General features: G+C 45.8%; 14 protein-coding genes. 10 read left to right on the top strand and 4 right to left on the bottom strand.

Going from position 1 to position 17,503, the window contains the following annotated elements; all coding sequences use genetic code 11:
- Positions 1-52: 52 nt before the first annotated feature.
- A complete protein-coding gene (locus tag DW173_RS20415) occupies positions 53-856 on the bottom strand; it encodes a hypothetical protein (RefSeq protein WP_120145126.1) in 804 nt (267 codons plus the stop codon).
- Positions 837-1,640: a metallophosphoesterase family protein gene (locus tag DW173_RS20410; protein ID WP_087321174.1), complete on the bottom strand. Its 804-nt coding sequence runs from the start codon at positions 1,638-1,640 to the stop codon at positions 837-839. Before DW173_RS20410 ends, DW173_RS20415 begins: the two co-directional genes overlap by 20 nt.
- A 302-nt stretch (positions 1,641-1,942) precedes the next feature.
- On the opposite strand from DW173_RS20410, the gene DW173_RS20405 reads away from it, so the two are divergent.
- Together DW173_RS20405 and DW173_RS20400 are read left to right on the top strand one after the other, a co-directional pair.
- On the top strand, positions 1,943-2,617 hold the full coding sequence (locus tag DW173_RS20405; RefSeq protein ID WP_087318724.1) for an ABC transporter ATP-binding protein: 675 nt from the start codon (positions 1,943-1,945) through the stop codon (positions 2,615-2,617).
- A 14-nt stretch (positions 2,618-2,631) separates the two neighbouring features.
- Complete coding sequence (locus tag DW173_RS20400; RefSeq protein ID WP_120145112.1) at positions 2,632-4,950, top strand: ABC transporter permease; 2,319 nt, start codon at positions 2,632-2,634, stop codon at positions 4,948-4,950.
- Between the two features lie 39 nt (positions 4,951-4,989).
- On the opposite strand, the gene DW173_RS20395 is transcribed toward DW173_RS20400, so the two are convergent.
- Positions 4,990-6,351, bottom strand: coding sequence for an MATE family efflux transporter (locus tag DW173_RS20395; protein ID WP_049702677.1), 1,362 nt, complete (start codon positions 6,349-6,351; stop codon positions 4,990-4,992).
- A gap of 150 nt (positions 6,352-6,501) precedes the next feature.
- On the opposite strand from DW173_RS20395, the gene DW173_RS20390 reads away from it, so the two are divergent.
- The 3 genes from DW173_RS20390 to DW173_RS20380 all read left to right on the top strand — a co-directional run bounded on the left by DW173_RS20390 (position 6,502) and on the right by DW173_RS20380 (position 9,397).
- Positions 6,502-7,149 carry an HAD family hydrolase gene (locus DW173_RS20390; protein ID WP_008639975.1) on the top strand — a complete coding sequence of 216 codons (648 nt, stop codon included), beginning with the start codon at positions 6,502-6,504 and terminating at the stop codon, positions 7,147-7,149.
- A gap of 260 nt (positions 7,150-7,409) precedes the next feature.
- The gene (gene panB, locus DW173_RS20385; RefSeq protein ID WP_004316964.1) at positions 7,410-8,231 is read left to right on the top strand and encodes a 3-methyl-2-oxobutanoate hydroxymethyltransferase; all 822 of its coding nucleotides are present in this window, start codon (positions 7,410-7,412) and stop codon (positions 8,229-8,231) included.
- Positions 8,232-8,239: 8 nt separating this feature from the next.
- On the top strand, positions 8,240-9,397 hold the full coding sequence (locus DW173_RS20380; protein ID WP_004316963.1) for an MFS transporter: 1,158 nt from the start codon (positions 8,240-8,242) through the stop codon (positions 9,395-9,397).
- Positions 9,398-9,500: 103 nt separating this feature from the next.
- On the opposite strand, the gene DW173_RS20375 is transcribed toward DW173_RS20380, so the two are convergent.
- Positions 9,501-11,717, bottom strand: coding sequence for a RelA/SpoT family protein (locus DW173_RS20375; RefSeq protein WP_004316962.1), 2,217 nt, complete (start codon positions 11,715-11,717; stop codon positions 9,501-9,503).
- Between the two features lie 106 nt (positions 11,718-11,823).
- Between DW173_RS20375 and DW173_RS20370 the strand changes: the two genes are divergently transcribed.
- The 5 genes from DW173_RS20370 to DW173_RS20350 all read left to right on the top strand — a co-directional run bounded on the left by DW173_RS20370 (position 11,824) and on the right by DW173_RS20350 (position 17,421).
- Positions 11,824-13,341, top strand: coding sequence for a DUF4301 family protein (locus DW173_RS20370; protein ID WP_015531024.1), 1,518 nt, complete (start codon positions 11,824-11,826; stop codon positions 13,339-13,341).
- Positions 13,342-13,508: 167 nt separating this feature from the next.
- Positions 13,509-14,132, top strand: coding sequence for a chloramphenicol acetyltransferase (locus DW173_RS20365; protein WP_049702678.1), 624 nt, complete (start codon positions 13,509-13,511; stop codon positions 14,130-14,132).
- Positions 14,133-14,166: 34 nt separating this feature from the next.
- Entirely contained in the window at positions 14,167-15,561 is a 1,395-nt protein-coding gene (locus DW173_RS20360; protein ID WP_008639981.1) for an acyloxyacyl hydrolase, read from the top strand.
- Between the two features lie 47 nt (positions 15,562-15,608).
- On the top strand, positions 15,609-16,172 hold the full coding sequence (locus DW173_RS20355) for a Crp/Fnr family transcriptional regulator (protein ID WP_004315309.1): 564 nt from the start codon (positions 15,609-15,611) through the stop codon (positions 16,170-16,172).
- Between the two features lie 97 nt (positions 16,173-16,269).
- Entirely contained in the window at positions 16,270-17,421 is a 1,152-nt protein-coding gene (locus DW173_RS20350; protein ID WP_008022617.1) for an acyltransferase family protein, read from the top strand.
- Positions 17,422-17,503 lie beyond the last annotated feature (82 nt).

Genomic DNA, 17,503 nt, shown 5'->3' with positions numbered 1-17,503 from the left:
AAACTTACGAAAAAGTAAGTTATAAATCATAAATCATAATTCATAAATTCTTTTATAACCACTGGAACTTCAATCCGAATGATAAACTAAGATAATCACGGGGACGGAGATAGCTATTGTTTACTGCACTGATAACATACAGGTCGCACGTACTTATTTCATAGAAAAAAGTCACCGACTTGGCTAAAAATCTACGTTGCGGATCGATATCGTATGTCAACCGTTGTCCCATGAAAACATGAAAACGTACTTTGCTGGAGAAACCATAGTAACCTTTCGGATAACGTTCCGGCTCATTCACCCAAAACTGGTCGCCAAACACGGTATTCACATAAAGCCCGCAGGTAAGAGGTTCCGTAGAGAAGCCCTTTCCGATATTAATGCTCCAGGGCATATAGTTCTGCTTGAGCGTCATGGTTACTTTGGCCTTCTTTGACGAATATTTCGGTATAAATCCGAGCAATATATCCGTTTCCCACTGATTATGTTTCCCGTAGTCCCATCCCGTACCGAAAGAAAGCAATCCCATGTTTCCGGCATACTGTATTTTGGAGTGCGTCGGGATAATTCGTTCCCAGTGACTGCGGAAACGGTGAATCCGGTTATCGTAACGACTGTGTTTCACCTGCTTCGGTGTAATCGGCAATACAGAGTCCGCTCTGATGATCGTAAATATAGAATCTCCTGTGCGAAAAGTGATAATTGAATCATCTTTGATAATGAAACGGAGTGAATCATCCTTGTACGAGTTGATGATTGTATCTGCTTTACAAGTAGCTGAAATCAGACCGGGAAGTAACAGAAGTACGGATAATACTCCTGCGCGCAAGATATAGTTAGTATTTAACCAGTTCATATTCATATTTTTCCGGGGTTATTGTAAATACCAGATAAGTACGGTAATCCATACAATCACTGGTAACATAATGTATTCCATCATCAAAGATCACATCGTCCTGATAATGGTGGGTGTGAGCAGCAGTGCAAACTTGTATTCCCGGGTATTGTCTGATATAATGTTGAAATACTTTAGCCACATTATCGTTGAATACATCCGTGTAAGGGCGTGCGTGCATACTAATGACAGTCTTTTCAAACTCGTCCAGCCTGCTCGTAATCTCTTGTTCCATAAAGGTAAAGTTCGGCACAGGTTCAGAGTAGTCATACTCCAGCGCATTGGTGTTCAGGCAGACAAATTTCACATTACCTGCGATGAAAGAAAAGTTGGTGGGACCGAATACCGCCTTGTATGTTTCTGCTCCCGTCCCCAAACAATCATGGTTGCCGATAAGGACTACATAAGGCACGTTAAGTCCGTTCATGATATCCCTTTGCCAGAGAAACTCTTTGGTTAGTCCGAAGTCACTCATATCGCCTCCGTGAATAACGAAGTCGATATCATTCCGTTTATTAATCTCTTTCACGAAATCTTCCGTTTCATCGTACCATCGTTGTGAGTCGCCCATAGTCACAAAGCGTATGGTCGTTTTACCCTGGCAGTTTGCCTCTATTCTTTCGATATTATGTGCGTTGACTTCTGTTTCGCCGCTGATACGGACGTCGTATGGATGGTAATCTATCATGCCGCATCCGGAAAGTAAAAAGCACGATAAGAATACATATACACTCTTTCTCATCATAATTATTTTGTTTATAGTCTAGAAAACTAAATGCAAAGATAGAGTTTTCTATTTGGATGGACAATCGGCTAACAGGCAAATAGGACTCTTTGAACAATAAATGGGAGATATGGAACAGTATCCGATTTGTCTAATAATTAGACGGTCCTGTCTAATTATTAGACAATGCTTGGGAAACTAAGAAAAGATAAATGATTGAAAATGAATAGCTATTCTTGTTTGGCATACTTTCTGCGTGACTAAAAACGTCAATAGTAAAACTGGAAATAAATCTATGTAGAACAACATCATAAATAAACAAGATGATACAGATTGAAAATATTAGTAAAGTATTCCGTACTACCGAAGTGGAGACGGTCGCATTAAATCATGTAAACCTTGAAGTAAAAGAAGGAGAATTTGTTGCTATCATGGGACCGTCTGGTTGTGGGAAATCCACCTTATTAAACATCCTCGGCCTATTAGATAACCCCACTGAAGGCTCTTACCTGCTGATGGGAGAAGAAGTAGCCGGCCTGAAAGAAAAGGAACGTACCCGTGTCCGTAAAGGCAAACTGGGTTTTGTATTCCAGAGCTTCAACCTTATGGACGAATTAAACGTCTACGAGAATGTGGAACTTCCGCTCACTTATTTAGGTCTTAAATCTTCCGAACGTCGCCGAATGGTAGAAGACATTCTAAAAAGAATGAATATCAACCACCGTGCTAAACATTTTCCTCAACAGCTTTCCGGTGGACAGCAACAACGGGTGGCGATAGCCCGCGCGGTTGTTACCAATCCTCAACTTATCCTTGCCGATGAGCCTACGGGTAACCTTGACTCAAAAAACGGAGCGGAAGTGATGAATCTGTTGACGGAACTGAATAGAGAGGGGACAACCATTATCATGGTGACCCACTCACAGCACGATGCCAGTTTTGCACATCGTACCGTACATTTATTCGATGGAAGTATTGTAGCAAGTGTAAAGGCATAAACAGAGAACCAACCATGAGACAAATCTATTATACTATACGTACCTTATTGCGTGAACGTGGATCGAATATCATACGAATCATTTCCCTTTCCTTAGGGCTTACTATCGGTATTCTGCTTTTCTCGCAGATAGCCTTCGAACTAAGCTATGAACAATGCTATCCGGAGGCAGAACGCTTGGCACTTGTACGTTGTCAAAGAATTAATCTTAGTACGGGTGAAACGGCTGGTGATGATAAAGAGACCAGTTATGACTATACTGTTTTCGATGTGCTGGCATCTACTTTGGCAGAAGAGATGCCGAAAGAAGTGGAGGTTGCCAGTAGTGTCCTTTCGATATGGAGTGCCAATATTTATTATGAAGATAAATTGTTGCCCGATGCAGATTATATCTTTGCGGATACTTGTTTTTTTCAGACCTTCGGCATACCGGTGTTGCAAGGCAATCCCAAGGATATGATTATGCCCGGAAGCGTTTTTGTTTCGGAGCATTTTGCCCGTGAGACGTTCGGGGATGAAGACCCTGTCGGGAAAGTGCTTTCTGCTGAAAAACAAAACACACTGACCATACGTGGGATCTACAAAGATGTGCCGGAAAATACGATGCTCACCCATGATTTCGTGATATCTGTTCATCAGAATGGAGGGTATCATTCAGGAGCTGGTTGGAGAGGAAATGATGTCTTTTATGCTTTCCTTCGTTTGCGCCATGCATCGGACATTGACAAAGTGAATGCTGACATTCAGCGGGTGATCGGAAAATATACAGATTTAGAGTATGATGGCTGGAAAGTTGAATTTAGTGCCATTCCATTGGTGAAACTTCATCTGGTTTCTCCCGATGTACAAAAGCGTTTGGTCATTTACGGATTTTTGGGCTTTGCTATTTTCTTTGTGGCTATCATGAACTATATGTTGATATCCATTGCCACTTTAAGTCGTCGTGCAAAAGGAGTGGGAGTGCATAAGTGCAATGGAGCCAGTTCCACCCATATTTTCAGAATGTTTATGGCAGAGACGGGAATCCTTGTCATTCTTTCCGTATTGCTTAGTTTCTTACTGATAATCAATGCGCGTGATCTGATTGAAGATTTACTTTCCGTCCGTCTTTCCTCACTTTTCACTTGGGAAACGTTGTGGGTACCGTTGCTCACTATCCTTGTTCTCTTCATACTGGCAGGTGGCATACCGGGACGATTATTCTCCCGTATCCCTGTTACGCAGGTATTCCGCCGGTATACAGATGGGAAGAAAGGGTGGAAGCGTTCGTTGTTGTTTGTGCAGTTTACAGGAGTTTCTTTCGTCTTGGGATTGTTGCTGGTCACTCTGTTACAGTACAGTCATCTGATGAGCCGTGATATGGGTATCGTCGTGCCCGGATTAGCTCAAGCGCAGACATGGTTGCCTAAAGAATCGGTAGAGCATATCAAAGACGATTTGAACCGTCAGCCGATGGTAGAGGGAGTGACTGTTGCCGTGAATGGGGTGTTGGGAGAGTACTGGACACGCGGACTGATGGGAAATGACGGTAAGCGGATTGCTACCCTAAATTACAATTCCTGCCATTACAACTATCCTGAAGTAATGGGTATTGAGATTATAGAAGGCACTACGCTGAAAAAGCAGAACGACTTATTGGTAAACGAAGAACTGGTACGTCTGATGAAATGGACCGACGGAGCAGTAGGTAAAACAGTGAATGACATTCAAGGAACGATTGTAGGCGTATTCCGTGATATTCGCAATAAAAGTTTTTACGTGTCGCAATCTCCTATTGTCCTGATTGGAGATGAAAATGCCAACCATGCATTTGATGTCCGCTTGAAAGAACCATATAACGAGAATCTGAAACGTCTGAATGAGTTTGTAGAAAACACCTATCCGAATATATCCTTGCGTTTTATCCTGGTAGATCAAATGGTGAAAAATATCTATAAAGACGTATACCGCTTCCGCAATTCCGTCTGGATCACTTCCGCCTTTATCCTGCTGATCGTTATCATGGGATTGATTGGCTATGTGAACGATGAAACCCAGCGCCGGAGTAAAGAGATAGCTATCCGGAAAGTGAATGGAGCCGAAGCATCTCATATCCTCGGATTACTGACACGTGACATTTTATACGTTTCAGTGATTTCTATCCTAGTAGGCACTACCGTTTCTTATTTTGCAGGACAGGCATGGCTCGACCAATTTGCCGAGCAGATTGATTTGAATCCATTGCTTTTTGCTGCTACGGCCTTGTTCGTCCAATTACTGATTGTAATCTGTGTTGTTCTGAAAGCATGGCATATCGCGAACGAGAATCCGGTCAATAGCATTAAAGCAGAATAAGCCGAATAGAATAAATGGCAGAATAGGGTAGACACCGCCTTATTCTGCTACTACCGGATGCTGTTTGGAAACCTTCTTGATATAAATCATCAGACTGATAACGGCCGTAATAAACGCCAGCGCATCCGATACCGGCATACTGATCCAGATACCTTCCAATCCCCACCAGTTAGGGAACAGTAATAAGCAAGGCAAAAGATAAAGCAACTGACGCGTCAGCGAAAGGAAAATACTGACTTTTGCCTTGCCGATACTTTGGAAAAAGTTACCGATTACAATTTGTGCCCCTACAAACGGGAACATCAACACAGTCAGCCGGATACCGCCTACCGCCAAATCAATCAACTCATCGCTATCGGTGAAGAGAGCCGATACGGCATGAGGGAAAAACTCACAAATCACGAACCCGCTGCTCGTAATCACTACCCCGGAGATAATCCCCAGTCGCAGCGTTTGTTTCACCCGGTCTATCTTTTGTGCGCCGAAGTTGTAGCCCACGATTGGCTGCATTCCCATAGTCAGCCCCAAAACAATCATTACATAAAGCGTCAGCAACCGATTGATGATGCCATACGCGCCGATAGCCATATCGCCCCCATAGTTTTGCAGACTGTTATTGATGATAATCACGATGGCACACGCACACACATTCATCAGGAATGGAGACATACCGATGGCGAAGATACTTTCTACAATCCTCGGTTTCATTTTCCAGATATTCCCTTCAAAATGCACCGTACTGTCTTTCTTGGTGAAGTGGCTCACCACCCACACCATACCAATCAACTGCGAGATAACCGTTGCCGTAGCCGCACCCCTCATTCCCCATTCGAAGTGGAAGATAAAGATAGGAGCGAGGATGATGTTAGCCACCACCGTTACCATTGAAGTAAGCATAGCCTTTTTGGGGTATCCGGTAGCGCGCATCACGTTGTTCAGCCCGATCATTGTGTAAGTGATGGGAGTTCCCAGCAAAATCACCTGCATAAAGCTGCGTGCATATGGAAGGGTGTCGGCGCTGGCTCCGAAAAAAGTCAGTATATCATCCAGGAAGATAAAAGACAGAATACCGAAGAAAAGAGAATTTGTGATACAAAGCATCAGCGTATGTGACAAAATTTCCGTAGCTCCTTTCATATCCTTCTGTCCCAAACGGATAGAGGCGAGGGTAGACCCACCAGCCGAAACCAGTGTACAGAAAGCGACAACAAGATTCATCAGCGGGAAGCTGATAGCCAGTCCGGCAATAGCCATCGGTCCTACGCCATGTCCGATGAAGATACTATCAATGATGTTATAGATAGAAGTAATCGTCATTCCGATAATCGCAGGAATGGAATATTGTAACAGCAATTTGCCGATACGTTCTTTGCCTAAAATGTGCGGGTCGTTCTTGCTCATGCGCCAGTAGATTTTGTTGGATAAAAACGTATGTTACGTTTTTTTTAGCTTTGCAAAGGTACGAATTATTTGCCTGATTCGATGATTATTCGGAACTTTGCGGCGATAGATACACAAGGTTTAACGTTTTAGGTAAAAAGACAGTTTAATATGAATACAACGAAAACAATTGCAGCACTCTTCGACTTTGACGGTGTCATCATGGATACAGAAACGCAGTACACTGTTTTTTGGGACGAGCAAGGACGGAAATATCTGAATGAAGAAGATTTCGGACGCCGTATCAAGGGACAGACGCTATTACAAATCTATGAAAAGTATTTTGCGGACAAACCCGAAGCACAGCTCGAAATAAGCGCTGAACTCAATGTTTACGAGAAAAAGATGTCCTACGAATACATCCCCGGAGTAGAAGCTTTCATAACCGATCTTCGTCGGAACGGTGCAAAGATAGCCGTAGTCACCAGCTCCAACGAAGAGAAGATGGCCAACGTCTACAATGCCCATCCCGAATTTAAAGGAATGGTAGACCGCATCCTGACAGGAGAAATGTTTGCCCGTTCAAAACCCGCTCCCGACTGTTTCCTGCTGGGAATGGAAATCTTTGAAGCCACCCCCGAAAACTCCTACGTCTTTGAGGATTCTTTCCACGGCCTACAAGCCGGCATGACTTCCGGGGCAACCGTGATCGGACTTGCCACCACCAACTCACGCGAAGCCATCACCGGAAAAGCCCATTATATAATAGACGACTTCACCGGCATGACATACGAAAAAATGATCTCTTTCCATAAATAACGGCATTATTTTTAAATAGTTACCTCACTTATATTAATAAATGAAATAAGAAAAACAACCGAGATAAATAAAAATAGTGAGACCCACCCATCCTTTCAAATGCCTTCCAACTATCCAAGCGAAGCATTTGAAAGGATTTTTTGCTTTTCTTTCCCAGTTATGAATTAAATGTTATAACTTTGCCGCAATTTTTGAAAGCGTCCAAATGCGCAGACATCAATGACATAAATCATAATTCATAAATCATAAATTAAAAAGACATGGCTGGTTATATATCAGATGACACAAGAAAGGTGACTACTCATCGCTTGGTTGAAATGAAACAGAGAGGCGAAAAAATATCTATGCTGACTGCGTATGATTACACAATGGCACAGATTGTAGACGGTGCGGGAATGGACGTAATCCTGGTAGGCGACTCCGCTTCTAACGTAATGGCAGGTAACGTGACTACATTACCTATCACGCTCGACCAAATGATTTATCATGCCAAATCCGTAGTACGTGGTGTAAAGCGGGCGATGGTGGTAGTTGATATGCCTTTCGGATCTTACCAGGGCAATGAGATGGAGGGCCTTGCTTCCGCTATCCGCATCATGAAAGAAAGTCACGCTGACGCATTGAAGCTCGAAGGCGGTGAAGAAATCATCGACACGGTGAAACGTATCGTATGCGCCGGTATCCCTGTGATGGGACATTTGGGACTCATGCCTCAATCCATTAACAAATACGGAACCTATACCGTACGTGCCAAAGACGAAGCCGAAGCCGACAAACTGATTCGCGACGCCCATTTATTGGAAGAAGCAGGCTGTTTTGCCATTGTACTCGAAAAAATCCCCGCTACCCTTGCAGAGCGTGTAGCTTCCGAACTCACTATTCCTATCATCGGAATCGGTGCCGGCGGCCACGTAGACGGTCAGGTATTGGTTATTCAGGACATGCTTGGCATGAACAACGGATTCCGTCCGCGTTTCTTACGTCGTTATGCTGACTTGTACACAGTGATGACCGACGCCATCAGCCGTTACGTTTCCGACGTGAAGAATTGCTACTTCCCCAACGAGAAGGAACAATATTAAGATAGTATATGGCAGTTAAATTGTGGACAGTTCATTTTATGCGGATATGTGTAGCTAATTTGCTGTTGTTTATATCCTTGTATGTGTTATTTCCGGTACTTTCCGTAGAGATGGCCGACCGTCTCGGAGTGCCGGCCGCACAGACAGGAGTAATCTTTCTTTTTTTCACCTTGGGGATGTTCCTTATCGGTCCTTTCCATGCCTACCTGGTAGATGCCTACAAACGTAAATACGTATGTATGTTTGCCGCTGCCCTGATGGTAGTGGCGACGATTGGGTACGCCTTTGTGACGAACTTCACAGAACTAATCCTGTTGAGTACCGTGCAAGGACTGGCCTTTGGCATAGGCACTACTGCCGGTATCACCTTGGCTATCGACATCACCAACTCCACACTGCGGAGCGCGGGAAATGTCAGCTTCTCGTGGACGGCACGTCTGGGAATGCTTTTGGGGATTATCCTCGGAGTGTGGCTCTATCAAAGCCACTCATTCCAAAACCTGCTCACTGTATCTGTCATAACCGGAGCTGTAGGAATTCTCATGCTATCGGGGGTATATGTACCTTTCCGTGCGCCGATTGTCACTAAACTCTATTCCTTCGACCGCTTCTTATTGCTTCGTGGATGGGTTCCCGCTATCAACCTGATTCTGATAACATTTGTTCCGGGCTTACTGATTCCAATGGTACACCCTTTCTTAAACGATTTCGTACTCGGAAACGTGGGAATCCCCGTACCGTTCTTTGTCGGCACAACCCTCGGATACATTATCTCCCTGTTCATCGCGCGCCTGTTCTTTTTTAAAGAGAAGACACTGCGCTTGGTCATTATAGGAATCGGGTTGGAAATGGTAGCCATGTCCTTATTGAACACAGACCTTTCGATAGGCATCTCTTCCGTACTCTTGGGATTGGGTTTAGGTTTAACCATGCCGGAATTCCTGATGATATTTGTGAAACTATCCCATCATTGCCAACGCGGAACAGCCAACACTACCCATTTGTTGGCAAGCGAAGTTGGTATCTCCCTGGGTATCGCTACTGCGTGCTACATGGAATTGGATACAGACAAGATGCTCCATACCGGACAGATGGTAGCTTCTATCGCTTTGCTGTTCTTCGTATTGGTCACTTATCCTTATTATATAAAGAAGAAGGTAAGATAAAATAGACAGAAGAACAAAAGAACATATTTCAGGAGTGATGATTGTTTTTTGATTTTCATCATACGTATCCAAAAATATGTTCTTTTGTTCTTCTGTCTTAACTTTAATTCCTGCTCACCTGTTTTACTCCCTTCACCGTCCGTAATTTCTTGATAAGAGCCTCCAAACGCCCCGTATCACCCACCATTACCGTCAGTGTGCCAGAGAATAACCCATCGTTCGAATCAATACCGATAGAACGTAGCGTGATACCATTCTCTTTCGAGATGATCGAAGTAATATTTGTTACGATACCAATATCATCATGTCCTACAACGCGCAGCGTGATCGGATATTGCGTACCTTCCGACTTGCCCGCCCAGCGAGCCTTCACAATCCGGTAGCCGAAACGTTCGCGCATCTGGTTCGCGTTCGGACAATCCGACCGGTGTATCTTGATACCGCCGCTCACCGTTACGAACCCGAACACATCATCGCCATAAATCGGGTTACAACATTTAGCCAGTTTAAACTCCAGTCCTTTCAGATTCTGGTCAATCACCAGTACATCCTCTTTAGATGTCGTTTCCTCCTGCGCGGTTTGCAAATTATACCCTTCGGCACTCCGATAAACAATTTCATCGTGCGTATCGCTGTCCCGTTTTTGCTGCTCAATGTATTTATCCAGAATCTCGTTCACATCCAGTCCGCCATCGGCAATCCGTTGATAAAACTCCGTCACGTTCTTGAATCCCAAACGCTTGATGAGGCGCATCATGGTCGCTTCATCATACTCCAGTTTGCGGTTCTTGAATTTTCGTTCCAGCGTCTCTTTGGCAAACGCATGTTGGCGTGCCACCATCTCTTTGAGCGCCTGGCGTATCTTGGTGCGTGCTTTGGAAGTCGTCACGATGTTCAGCCAGTCCTGTTTCGGAGTCTGGGTGTTTGAAGTCATGATCTCCACCTGGTCGCCGCTGTTCAACTTCTGCTTCAACTGCACATTCTTGCCGTTCACTTTCGCGCCGATACACTTGCATCCCAACTTACTATGTATATGGAAAGCAAAATCAAGCACCGTAGCCCCTTTAGCCAGCTTGAACAAATCCCCTTTGGGCGTAAAGACAAACACTTCATCCTCGTAGAGATCCATCTTAAACTGATCCATCACCTTCATCGAGTCGTTGTCCGCGTTTTCCAACGCCTCCCGCACGGAAGTCAACCACTCGTCCAAGCCCGTTTCTCCTTTGATACCTTTATATCTCCAGTGCGCAGCCAGTCCGCGTTCCGCGATCTCGTCCATCCGTCGGGTACGTATCTGCACTTCCACCCATTTCCCTTCCGGGCCCATCACGGTGATGTGCAACGACTCGTAACCATTACTCTTCGGTATTGAAAGCCAGTCGCGCAGACGCTTCGGGTTCGGCTGGTACATATCCGTCACAATCGAATACACCTGCCAGCACTCCTGCTTCTCCTTCGCCGGGTCCGGTTCCGAATCCAGTATGATACGGATGGCGAACAAGTCATAAATCCCCTCAAAAGGAGTCTTTTGCTTCTGAATCTTGTTCCATATCGAATGAATCGACTTCGTGCGTCCCTTGATGTCGAACTTCAGTCCCGCTTCCGCCACCTTCTTTTGGATCGGTTCGATAAAAGCGGCGATATACTTGTCGCGGGAAGCCTTTGTTTCGTTCAGCTTATCCTTGATGAAATAATATGTCTCTTTCTGCGTATATTTGAGAGACAAATCCTCCAGTTCCGATTTCAGCTTATACAATCCCAGCTTGTGAGCCAGCGGAGCATACAGATATGCTGCTTCGTTTGCCACCTTGATCCGGTCCTCCTCGTTGCCTGTATCCTTTATTTTGCGCATCACGTTCACGCGGTCGGCAATCATAATCAGGATTACGCGCATATCCTCCGCAAACGACAGCAGCAGATTACGGAAATTCTCCGACTCGATGGCAGGGCTTTTGGCATACAGCTCGTTCGTCTTCACCAATCCCTTGATGATACTTGCCACGTCTTCACCATATTCGGCGTTCACCTCGTCGATAGACAATACATGGCCTTTCACGATTTCGTGCAACATGATCCCGATCAGGCACGAACCTTTCATACCGATTTCCTCGGCAACGATCACTGCTGTTTGTAAATCTCTGATGACGGGATTCATCCCGAAGTTATTGCGTTGCAGACCGTTACATTGGGCCGCCTTGATAAGATGTTTCTTTAACTTTTGGCAATCTCTCCAGAAAATACTGTCTCCGGCAGACTGTAATAAATGTCGATAGAGTGAAAAAAGCTCCTTTTTTTCCTCCAATGTAAAAAAGTCGTCCATATTCAATCTTGTTAATTCGATGTAAAAGTAGTTTTTTTTCCGGTTATTCGGCAAGAAGTAAATAACATTTTGTATTTTTGGGCATCAATTAATAAAATTAGATATTATGATAACGACACAGGACAAAGAGTTGCTTGCCAAGAAAGGCATCACGGAAGAGCAAATTGCAGAACAATTAGCATGCTTCCAGACGGGATTTCCCTTTTTAAAACTGGATGCGGCAGCTTCCATCGAAAAGGGCATATTAGCTCCCGACGCAGAAGAACAGAAGGCTTATCTGGCCGCCTGGGATGCATATACAAACACAGATAAGACTGTTGTGAAGTTCGTGCCTGCCTCCGGTGCTGCAAGTCGTATGTTTAAGAATCTATTCGAGTTTCTGTCCGCCGATTATGACCAGCCGACTACCAAGTTCGAGCAGGCCTTCTTTGACGGAATCAAGAATTTTGCTTTCTATGACGATCTGAATGTGGCCTGTCAGCGAATCTCCGGAAAAGACATTCCCGGACTGATGGAAGAAGGCAACTATAAAGCAGTGGTGTCCGCCCTGCTGGAGACTGCAGGACTGAACTATGGCGCACTACCGAAAGGTCTGCTCAAATTCCATAAATATCCCGAAGGCTCCCGCACTCCGATGGAGGAACATCTTGCCGAAGGCGCTCTGTATGCAGCCGGCAAGAGCGGCAAAGTGAACGTACACTTCACCGTGTCTACCGAACACCGCGAACTTTTCAAGAAGCTCGTGACGGAAAAAGTGGACGACTTCGCCAAACGTTACGGCGTAGACTATTACATCACCTTCTCCGAGCAGAAGCCAAGTACCGACACCATTGCTGCCGATATGGACAACCAACCGTTCCGCGACAACGGCAAACTGCTGTTCCGTCCCGGTGGTCATGGCGCGCTGATTGAGAACCTGAACGACTTGGACGCAGACATCATCTTCATCAAGAACATCGACAACGTAGTGCCCGACCGTTTGAAAGCCGACACCGTTACGTATAAGAAACTGATTGCCGGAGTGCTCGTGACCCTGCAAAAACAAGTATTCGAATACCTCACGCTGCTCGACAGCGGCAAGTATACGCACGACCAGATGATGGAAATGCTTCAATTCCTGCAAAAGAAACTCTTCTGCAAGAACCCGGAAACGAAAGACCTCGAAGACTCCGTACTGGCCATTTACCTCAAAAACAAGTTCAACCGCCCGATGCGTGTCTGCGGAATGGTGAAGAACGTAGGCGAACCCGGCGGCGGTCCGTTCCTTGCTTACAACAGCGACGGAACTATCTCCCTGCAAATTCTCGAAAGCTCGCAGATCGACATGGACGATCCGGAGAAGAAAGAAATGTTCGAGAAGGGTACGCACTTCAATCCGGTAGACCTCGTATGCGCTGTGCGTGATTATAAAGGACATAAATTCGACCTGGTGAAATATGTAGATAAAGCCACCGGCTTCATCTCCTACAAATCGAAGAACGGTAAAGACCTGAAAGCCCTCGAACTTCCCGGCTTGTGGAATGGTGCGATGAGCGACTGGAATACCGTCTTTGTAGAAGTTCCTCTTTCTACCTTTAACCCGGTGAAGACAGTGAATGACTTGTTGCGTGAGCAACATCAGTAATTTATTCACCACAGAGGACACAAAGGACACAGAGTTTTTTCGGTAAGGTAAGACCGGAAGCAATGGAATCAATTGCATTAATCCGGTGAAAAAGTTCTATAAAAACTCTATAAAATCTCTGTGTCCTCTGTGCCCTCTGTGGTGAAACTTAAAAAAGAGTGTTTAGAATGAATCAGATAGAGAAGATCATCGATATTGCTACTTGGAACAGAAGAGAACATTACGAACATTTCAGTGCTTTTGACGATCCTTTTTTTGGAGTGACGGTCAATGTAGATTGTACGCGCGCGTATCAGGAAGCCAAAGACAAAGGCGTTTCCTTTTCCCTGCTCGTCCTTCACCGCATCGTGACTGCTGCGGCTGCCGTGGAAGAGTTCCGCTACCGCATCGAAGGCGATCGAGTGGTGTGTTATGACAGTCTTCTGCCCGAAGCCACTGTGGGGCGTGCCGACCACACCTTTTCTTTTGCCGCTTTTGAATACGATCCGGACGAACTCGTCTTTATCCGTCGGGCAAAAGCCGAGATGGAACGCCTGCAAGCCACTACGGGACTCAACAAAGGAGGTACGTTTCATCCCAACGCCATTCATTATTCGGCCGTGCCGTGGCTCTCTTTCACCGATATGAAGCATCCCACCAATATGCGTTCGGGCGACAGCGTTCCCAAAATCTCCACCGGTAAATACTTCCGCGAAGGAGAAAGGCTGATGATGCCCGTTTCCGTCACTTGCCATCATGGATTGATGGATGGCTATCATGTAGCGCAGTTTATCGAGAAGCTCCATTTATAAACTTCGTTCTGAAAAAGACTAACCAGACTATGATATGAGAGTAAAGATACCCAGACGGGAAATCATCCTATTCTGTTCCGCCTTGCTTTTCCCCGTTGCTTCGCTGTGCGCGCAAGAAGTGGGGCAGGAGGTGAAAGAGGTCAGGCAAGACGTGGAGCAACTCCAGCAGGACGTCCGCGAACTTCGTGAAGAAGTGCGTCGATTGCAGGAAGAACTTCATGGATTCCGGCGCAACAGTTTCCCGCAATGTGGCATGGACACGGTAGCTCCTTACGTTCCCCATCGGTTCATTCACCGGTTGGGGATAGAAGCTCGGCCGCAATACGTGTTCCCCACCAATCCTTTCCTGCAAGGAGAGAACGAACGGTGGAAGCCCATCCAAAGTTCCTTTGCCGCTCATTTGAAATATTCCTTCAAGTTTCGTCCCAATACCTGTGCCGACCGTATCTACGGCGGAGCCTACCAAGGCTTCGGCTTGGCCGTCACCACCTTTGGCGACCGTAAGCAACTCGGTGATCCGGTGACGTTCTATGTCTTTCAGGGCGCACGTATCGCCCGTTTCAATCCCCGTCTTTCGCTCAATTACGAGTGGAATTTCGGCCTTTCTGCCGGATGGAAACCATACGATAACGATTACAACTCCTACAACGGAGCGGTAGGTTCACGGGTGAATGCGTATCTCAATGCAGGTATCTACCTCAATTGGTCGCTTTCCCGTTATTTCGATTTTATCATCGGCGGAGATTTTACGCATTTCTCCAACGGCAACACCAAATTCCCCAACGCAGGAGTGAACACCACCGGAGCGAAAATCGGTCTGGTGTACAACTTCAACCGTGAAGAATCCGACCTGACCAAGTCTTTGGTCAAGCCGTATATTCCCCGTTTTCCCCGTCATATCAGTTACGATCTTGTGTTGTTCGGCTCGTGGAGACGGAAAGGCGTGTATGTAGAAAGCGGGAAGCAGATAGCTTCGCCGGGCAGTTACCCCGTGGCGGGATTCAACTTTGCCCCGATGTACAACCTCAACTATAAGCTGCGATTCGGCGTCTCGCTGGACGGTGTTTATGACGGTAGTGCCAATGTGTACACCGAAGACCGGATTGTGGAGTACGATTACGATGGAGGCAGCGGCACTTCCGGACGCAGGTTTCTTGTGCCGGGCATTCAGCATCAGCTTGCTCTCGGACTTTCGGGACGGGCGGAGTATGTAATGCCGTTTTTCACCATCAATGTCGGTTTGGGAACGAATGTGCTGGGGCGTGGCGATTTGCGGGGGCTGTATCAGGTCTTTGCGTTGAAGATAGACGTGACACGTAGCTCTTTCCTTCACATCGGTTACAATCTCCAAAACTTTCAGACACCTAATTATCTGATGCTCGGCTTGGGATTCCGTTTCAATAATAAGTATCCTAAGGTGCGTCATTAGAAATGTCCGTCCGGTGGCCTGTCGAATATCAAGTAAGGAATCTCAAAATGGAAAACATTATTCAAAAAATCAGAGAAATCTATCCGGTATCCGATGAAGCGCTTCAGGCGCTTCAGGCGAATATGGAACTGCGATATTATCCTAAAGATACCTATATCGTCCAGTCGGGGGTAACAGACCGCCTGGTTTATTTCATTGAAGAGGGCATTGCCCGTTCCGTATTCCATCACAACGGACAGGACACTACTACGTGGTTCACGCTGGAAGGCGACATTACGTTCGGCATGGATTCGCTCTACTATCAGCAACCGTCGGTGGAGAGCATTGAAACGCTTTCCGATTGCAAAATCTACGTCATCCATATCGACAAGCTGAATATGCTCTACGAAACCTATATCGACATAGCCAACTGGGGGCGCATCCTGCATCAGAATGTCAACAAAGAGCTTAGCCACATGTTTGTGGAACGGCTCCAGCTTTCGCCTAAAGAACGGTATGAGCAGTTCAACCGTCGCTATCCCGGACTGATAAACCGGGTGAAGCTGAAGTATGTGGCTGCCTTTTTGGGCATTTCCATCTACACGCTTAGCCGGGTACGTGCTAAAAAATAGTTTTCGGCAGGGCTTTTTTGCTTTTAAGCAAAAGAACTTCGTTTCGCAAACCGTATCTTTGCCATCTGAAAATACTAACTAACTAATAGAAAAACAGATGTCGAACATTTCTTCTTCAGCCTTTGCAGATACCAAAGCACATTATGATCTTCTTGACGGACTTCGCGGTGTAGCGGCTCTTATGGTGATATGGTATCATGTATTCGAGGGCTATGCTTTTGCCGGTGGTGGCAATATCGAGACTCTCAACCACGGTTATCTTGCCGTGGATTTCTTCTTTATCCTTTCGGGTTTCGTGATCGGTTACGCTTATGACGACCGTTGGGGCAAGAGTCTCACCATGAAAGATTTCTTTAAACGTCGTTTGATACGTCTTCATCCGATGGTCGTTATGGGTGCCGTATTGGGTGCTATCACATTCTGTATTCAGGGTTGTGTGCAATGGGATGGAACGCATGTAGCCATCTCCATGATTATGTTGTCTCTTCTTTGCACGATATTCTTCATTCCTGCCATGCCGGGTGTGGGATATGAAGTTCGTGGCAATGGTGAGATGTTTCCGTTGAACGGTCCTTGCTGGTCGTTATTTTTCGAGTATATCGGTAATATCCTGTATGCGTTGTTCATCCGCCGCTTGTCCAACAAGGCGCTGACGGTATTTGTGGTGTTGCTGGGTGCAGCATTGGCAGCGTTTGCCGTTTTCAATGTCTCCACTTATGGAAACATAGGAGTGGGCTGGACGCTGGACGGGGTTAACTTCCTGGGCGGCTCGTTGCGTATGCTTTTCCCTTTCTCACTGGGTATGCTGATGTCGCGCAACTTCAAGCCTATGAAGGTGAAGGGTGCGTTTTGGATCTGTACCATTGCGCTGATTGCCCTGTTCTCTGTTCCTTATCTCGAAGGAATGGAGCCGCTTTGCATGAATGGTATTTATGAAGCGTTTTGTGTGATTGTGGCTTTCCCTATCATTCTTTGGATAGGAGCGTCGGGCACCACTACGGACGTGCAATCGACAAAAGTATGCAAATTTCTGGGGGATATATCCTATCCGGTTTATGTGATCCATTATCCGTTGATGTATCTGTTCTATGCATGGCTGATTGAGAATAAGCTCTATACGTTGGGCGAGACTTGGCACGTAGCCGTGTGCGTCTTTGTCTTGAGTATCGTGCTTGCTTATCTGTGCCTGAAACTGTATGACGAACCGGTACGTAAGTATTTGGCTAAACGCTTCTTGAGTAAAAAATGATAGTTTCATTGTTATGTATCTGAAAAACATTTCATAAAGCTAAAAAAAGAACTCCAACCAAGTGGCGGATAAAGTCGCATTG

The sequence above is a fragment of the Bacteroides sp. AM16-13 genome (assembly GCF_003602705.1).
Classification (GTDB): domain Bacteria; phylum Bacteroidota; class Bacteroidia; order Bacteroidales; family Bacteroidaceae; genus Bacteroides; species Bacteroides xylanisolvens.
The sequence above is the reverse complement of the archived record's forward strand: the minus strand, read 5'-3'. Positions and strand labels throughout refer to the sequence as shown.

Bases quoted from the DNA above. Each gene is read 5' to 3' on its own strand.
- DW173_RS20405 (WP_087318724.1), top strand. From the start codon at position 1,943: ATGATACAGATTGAAAATATTAGTAAAGTATTCCGTACTACCGAAGTG.
- panB (WP_004316964.1), top strand. From the start codon at position 7,410: ATGGCTGGTTATATATCAGATGACACAAGAAAGGTGACTACTCATCGC.
- DW173_RS20350 (WP_008022617.1), top strand. From the start codon at position 16,270: ATGTCGAACATTTCTTCTTCAGCCTTTGCAGATACCAAAGCACATTAT.
- DW173_RS20410 (WP_087321174.1), bottom strand. From the start codon at position 1,640: ATGATGAGAAAGAGTGTATATGTATTCTTATCGTGCTTTTTACTTTCC.
- DW173_RS20365 (WP_049702678.1), top strand. From the start codon at position 13,509: ATGAATCAGATAGAGAAGATCATCGATATTGCTACTTGGAACAGAAGA.
- DW173_RS20370 (WP_015531024.1), top strand. From the start codon at position 11,824: ATGATAACGACACAGGACAAAGAGTTGCTTGCCAAGAAAGGCATCACG.
- DW173_RS20360 (WP_008639981.1), top strand. From the start codon at position 14,167: ATGAGAGTAAAGATACCCAGACGGGAAATCATCCTATTCTGTTCCGCC.
- DW173_RS20380 (WP_004316963.1), top strand. From the start codon at position 8,240: ATGGCAGTTAAATTGTGGACAGTTCATTTTATGCGGATATGTGTAGCT.
- DW173_RS20355 (WP_004315309.1), top strand. From the start codon at position 15,609: ATGGAAAACATTATTCAAAAAATCAGAGAAATCTATCCGGTATCCGAT.
- DW173_RS20415 (WP_120145126.1), bottom strand. From the start codon at position 856: ATGAACTGGTTAAATACTAACTATATCTTGCGCGCAGGAGTATTATCC.
- DW173_RS20375 (WP_004316962.1), bottom strand. From the start codon at position 11,717: ATGGACGACTTTTTTACATTGGAGGAAAAAAAGGAGCTTTTTTCACTC.
- DW173_RS20390 (WP_008639975.1), top strand. From the start codon at position 6,502: ATGAATACAACGAAAACAATTGCAGCACTCTTCGACTTTGACGGTGTC.
- DW173_RS20395 (WP_049702677.1), bottom strand. From the start codon at position 6,351: ATGAGCAAGAACGACCCGCACATTTTAGGCAAAGAACGTATCGGCAAA.
- DW173_RS20400 (WP_120145112.1), top strand. From the start codon at position 2,632: ATGAGACAAATCTATTATACTATACGTACCTTATTGCGTGAACGTGGA.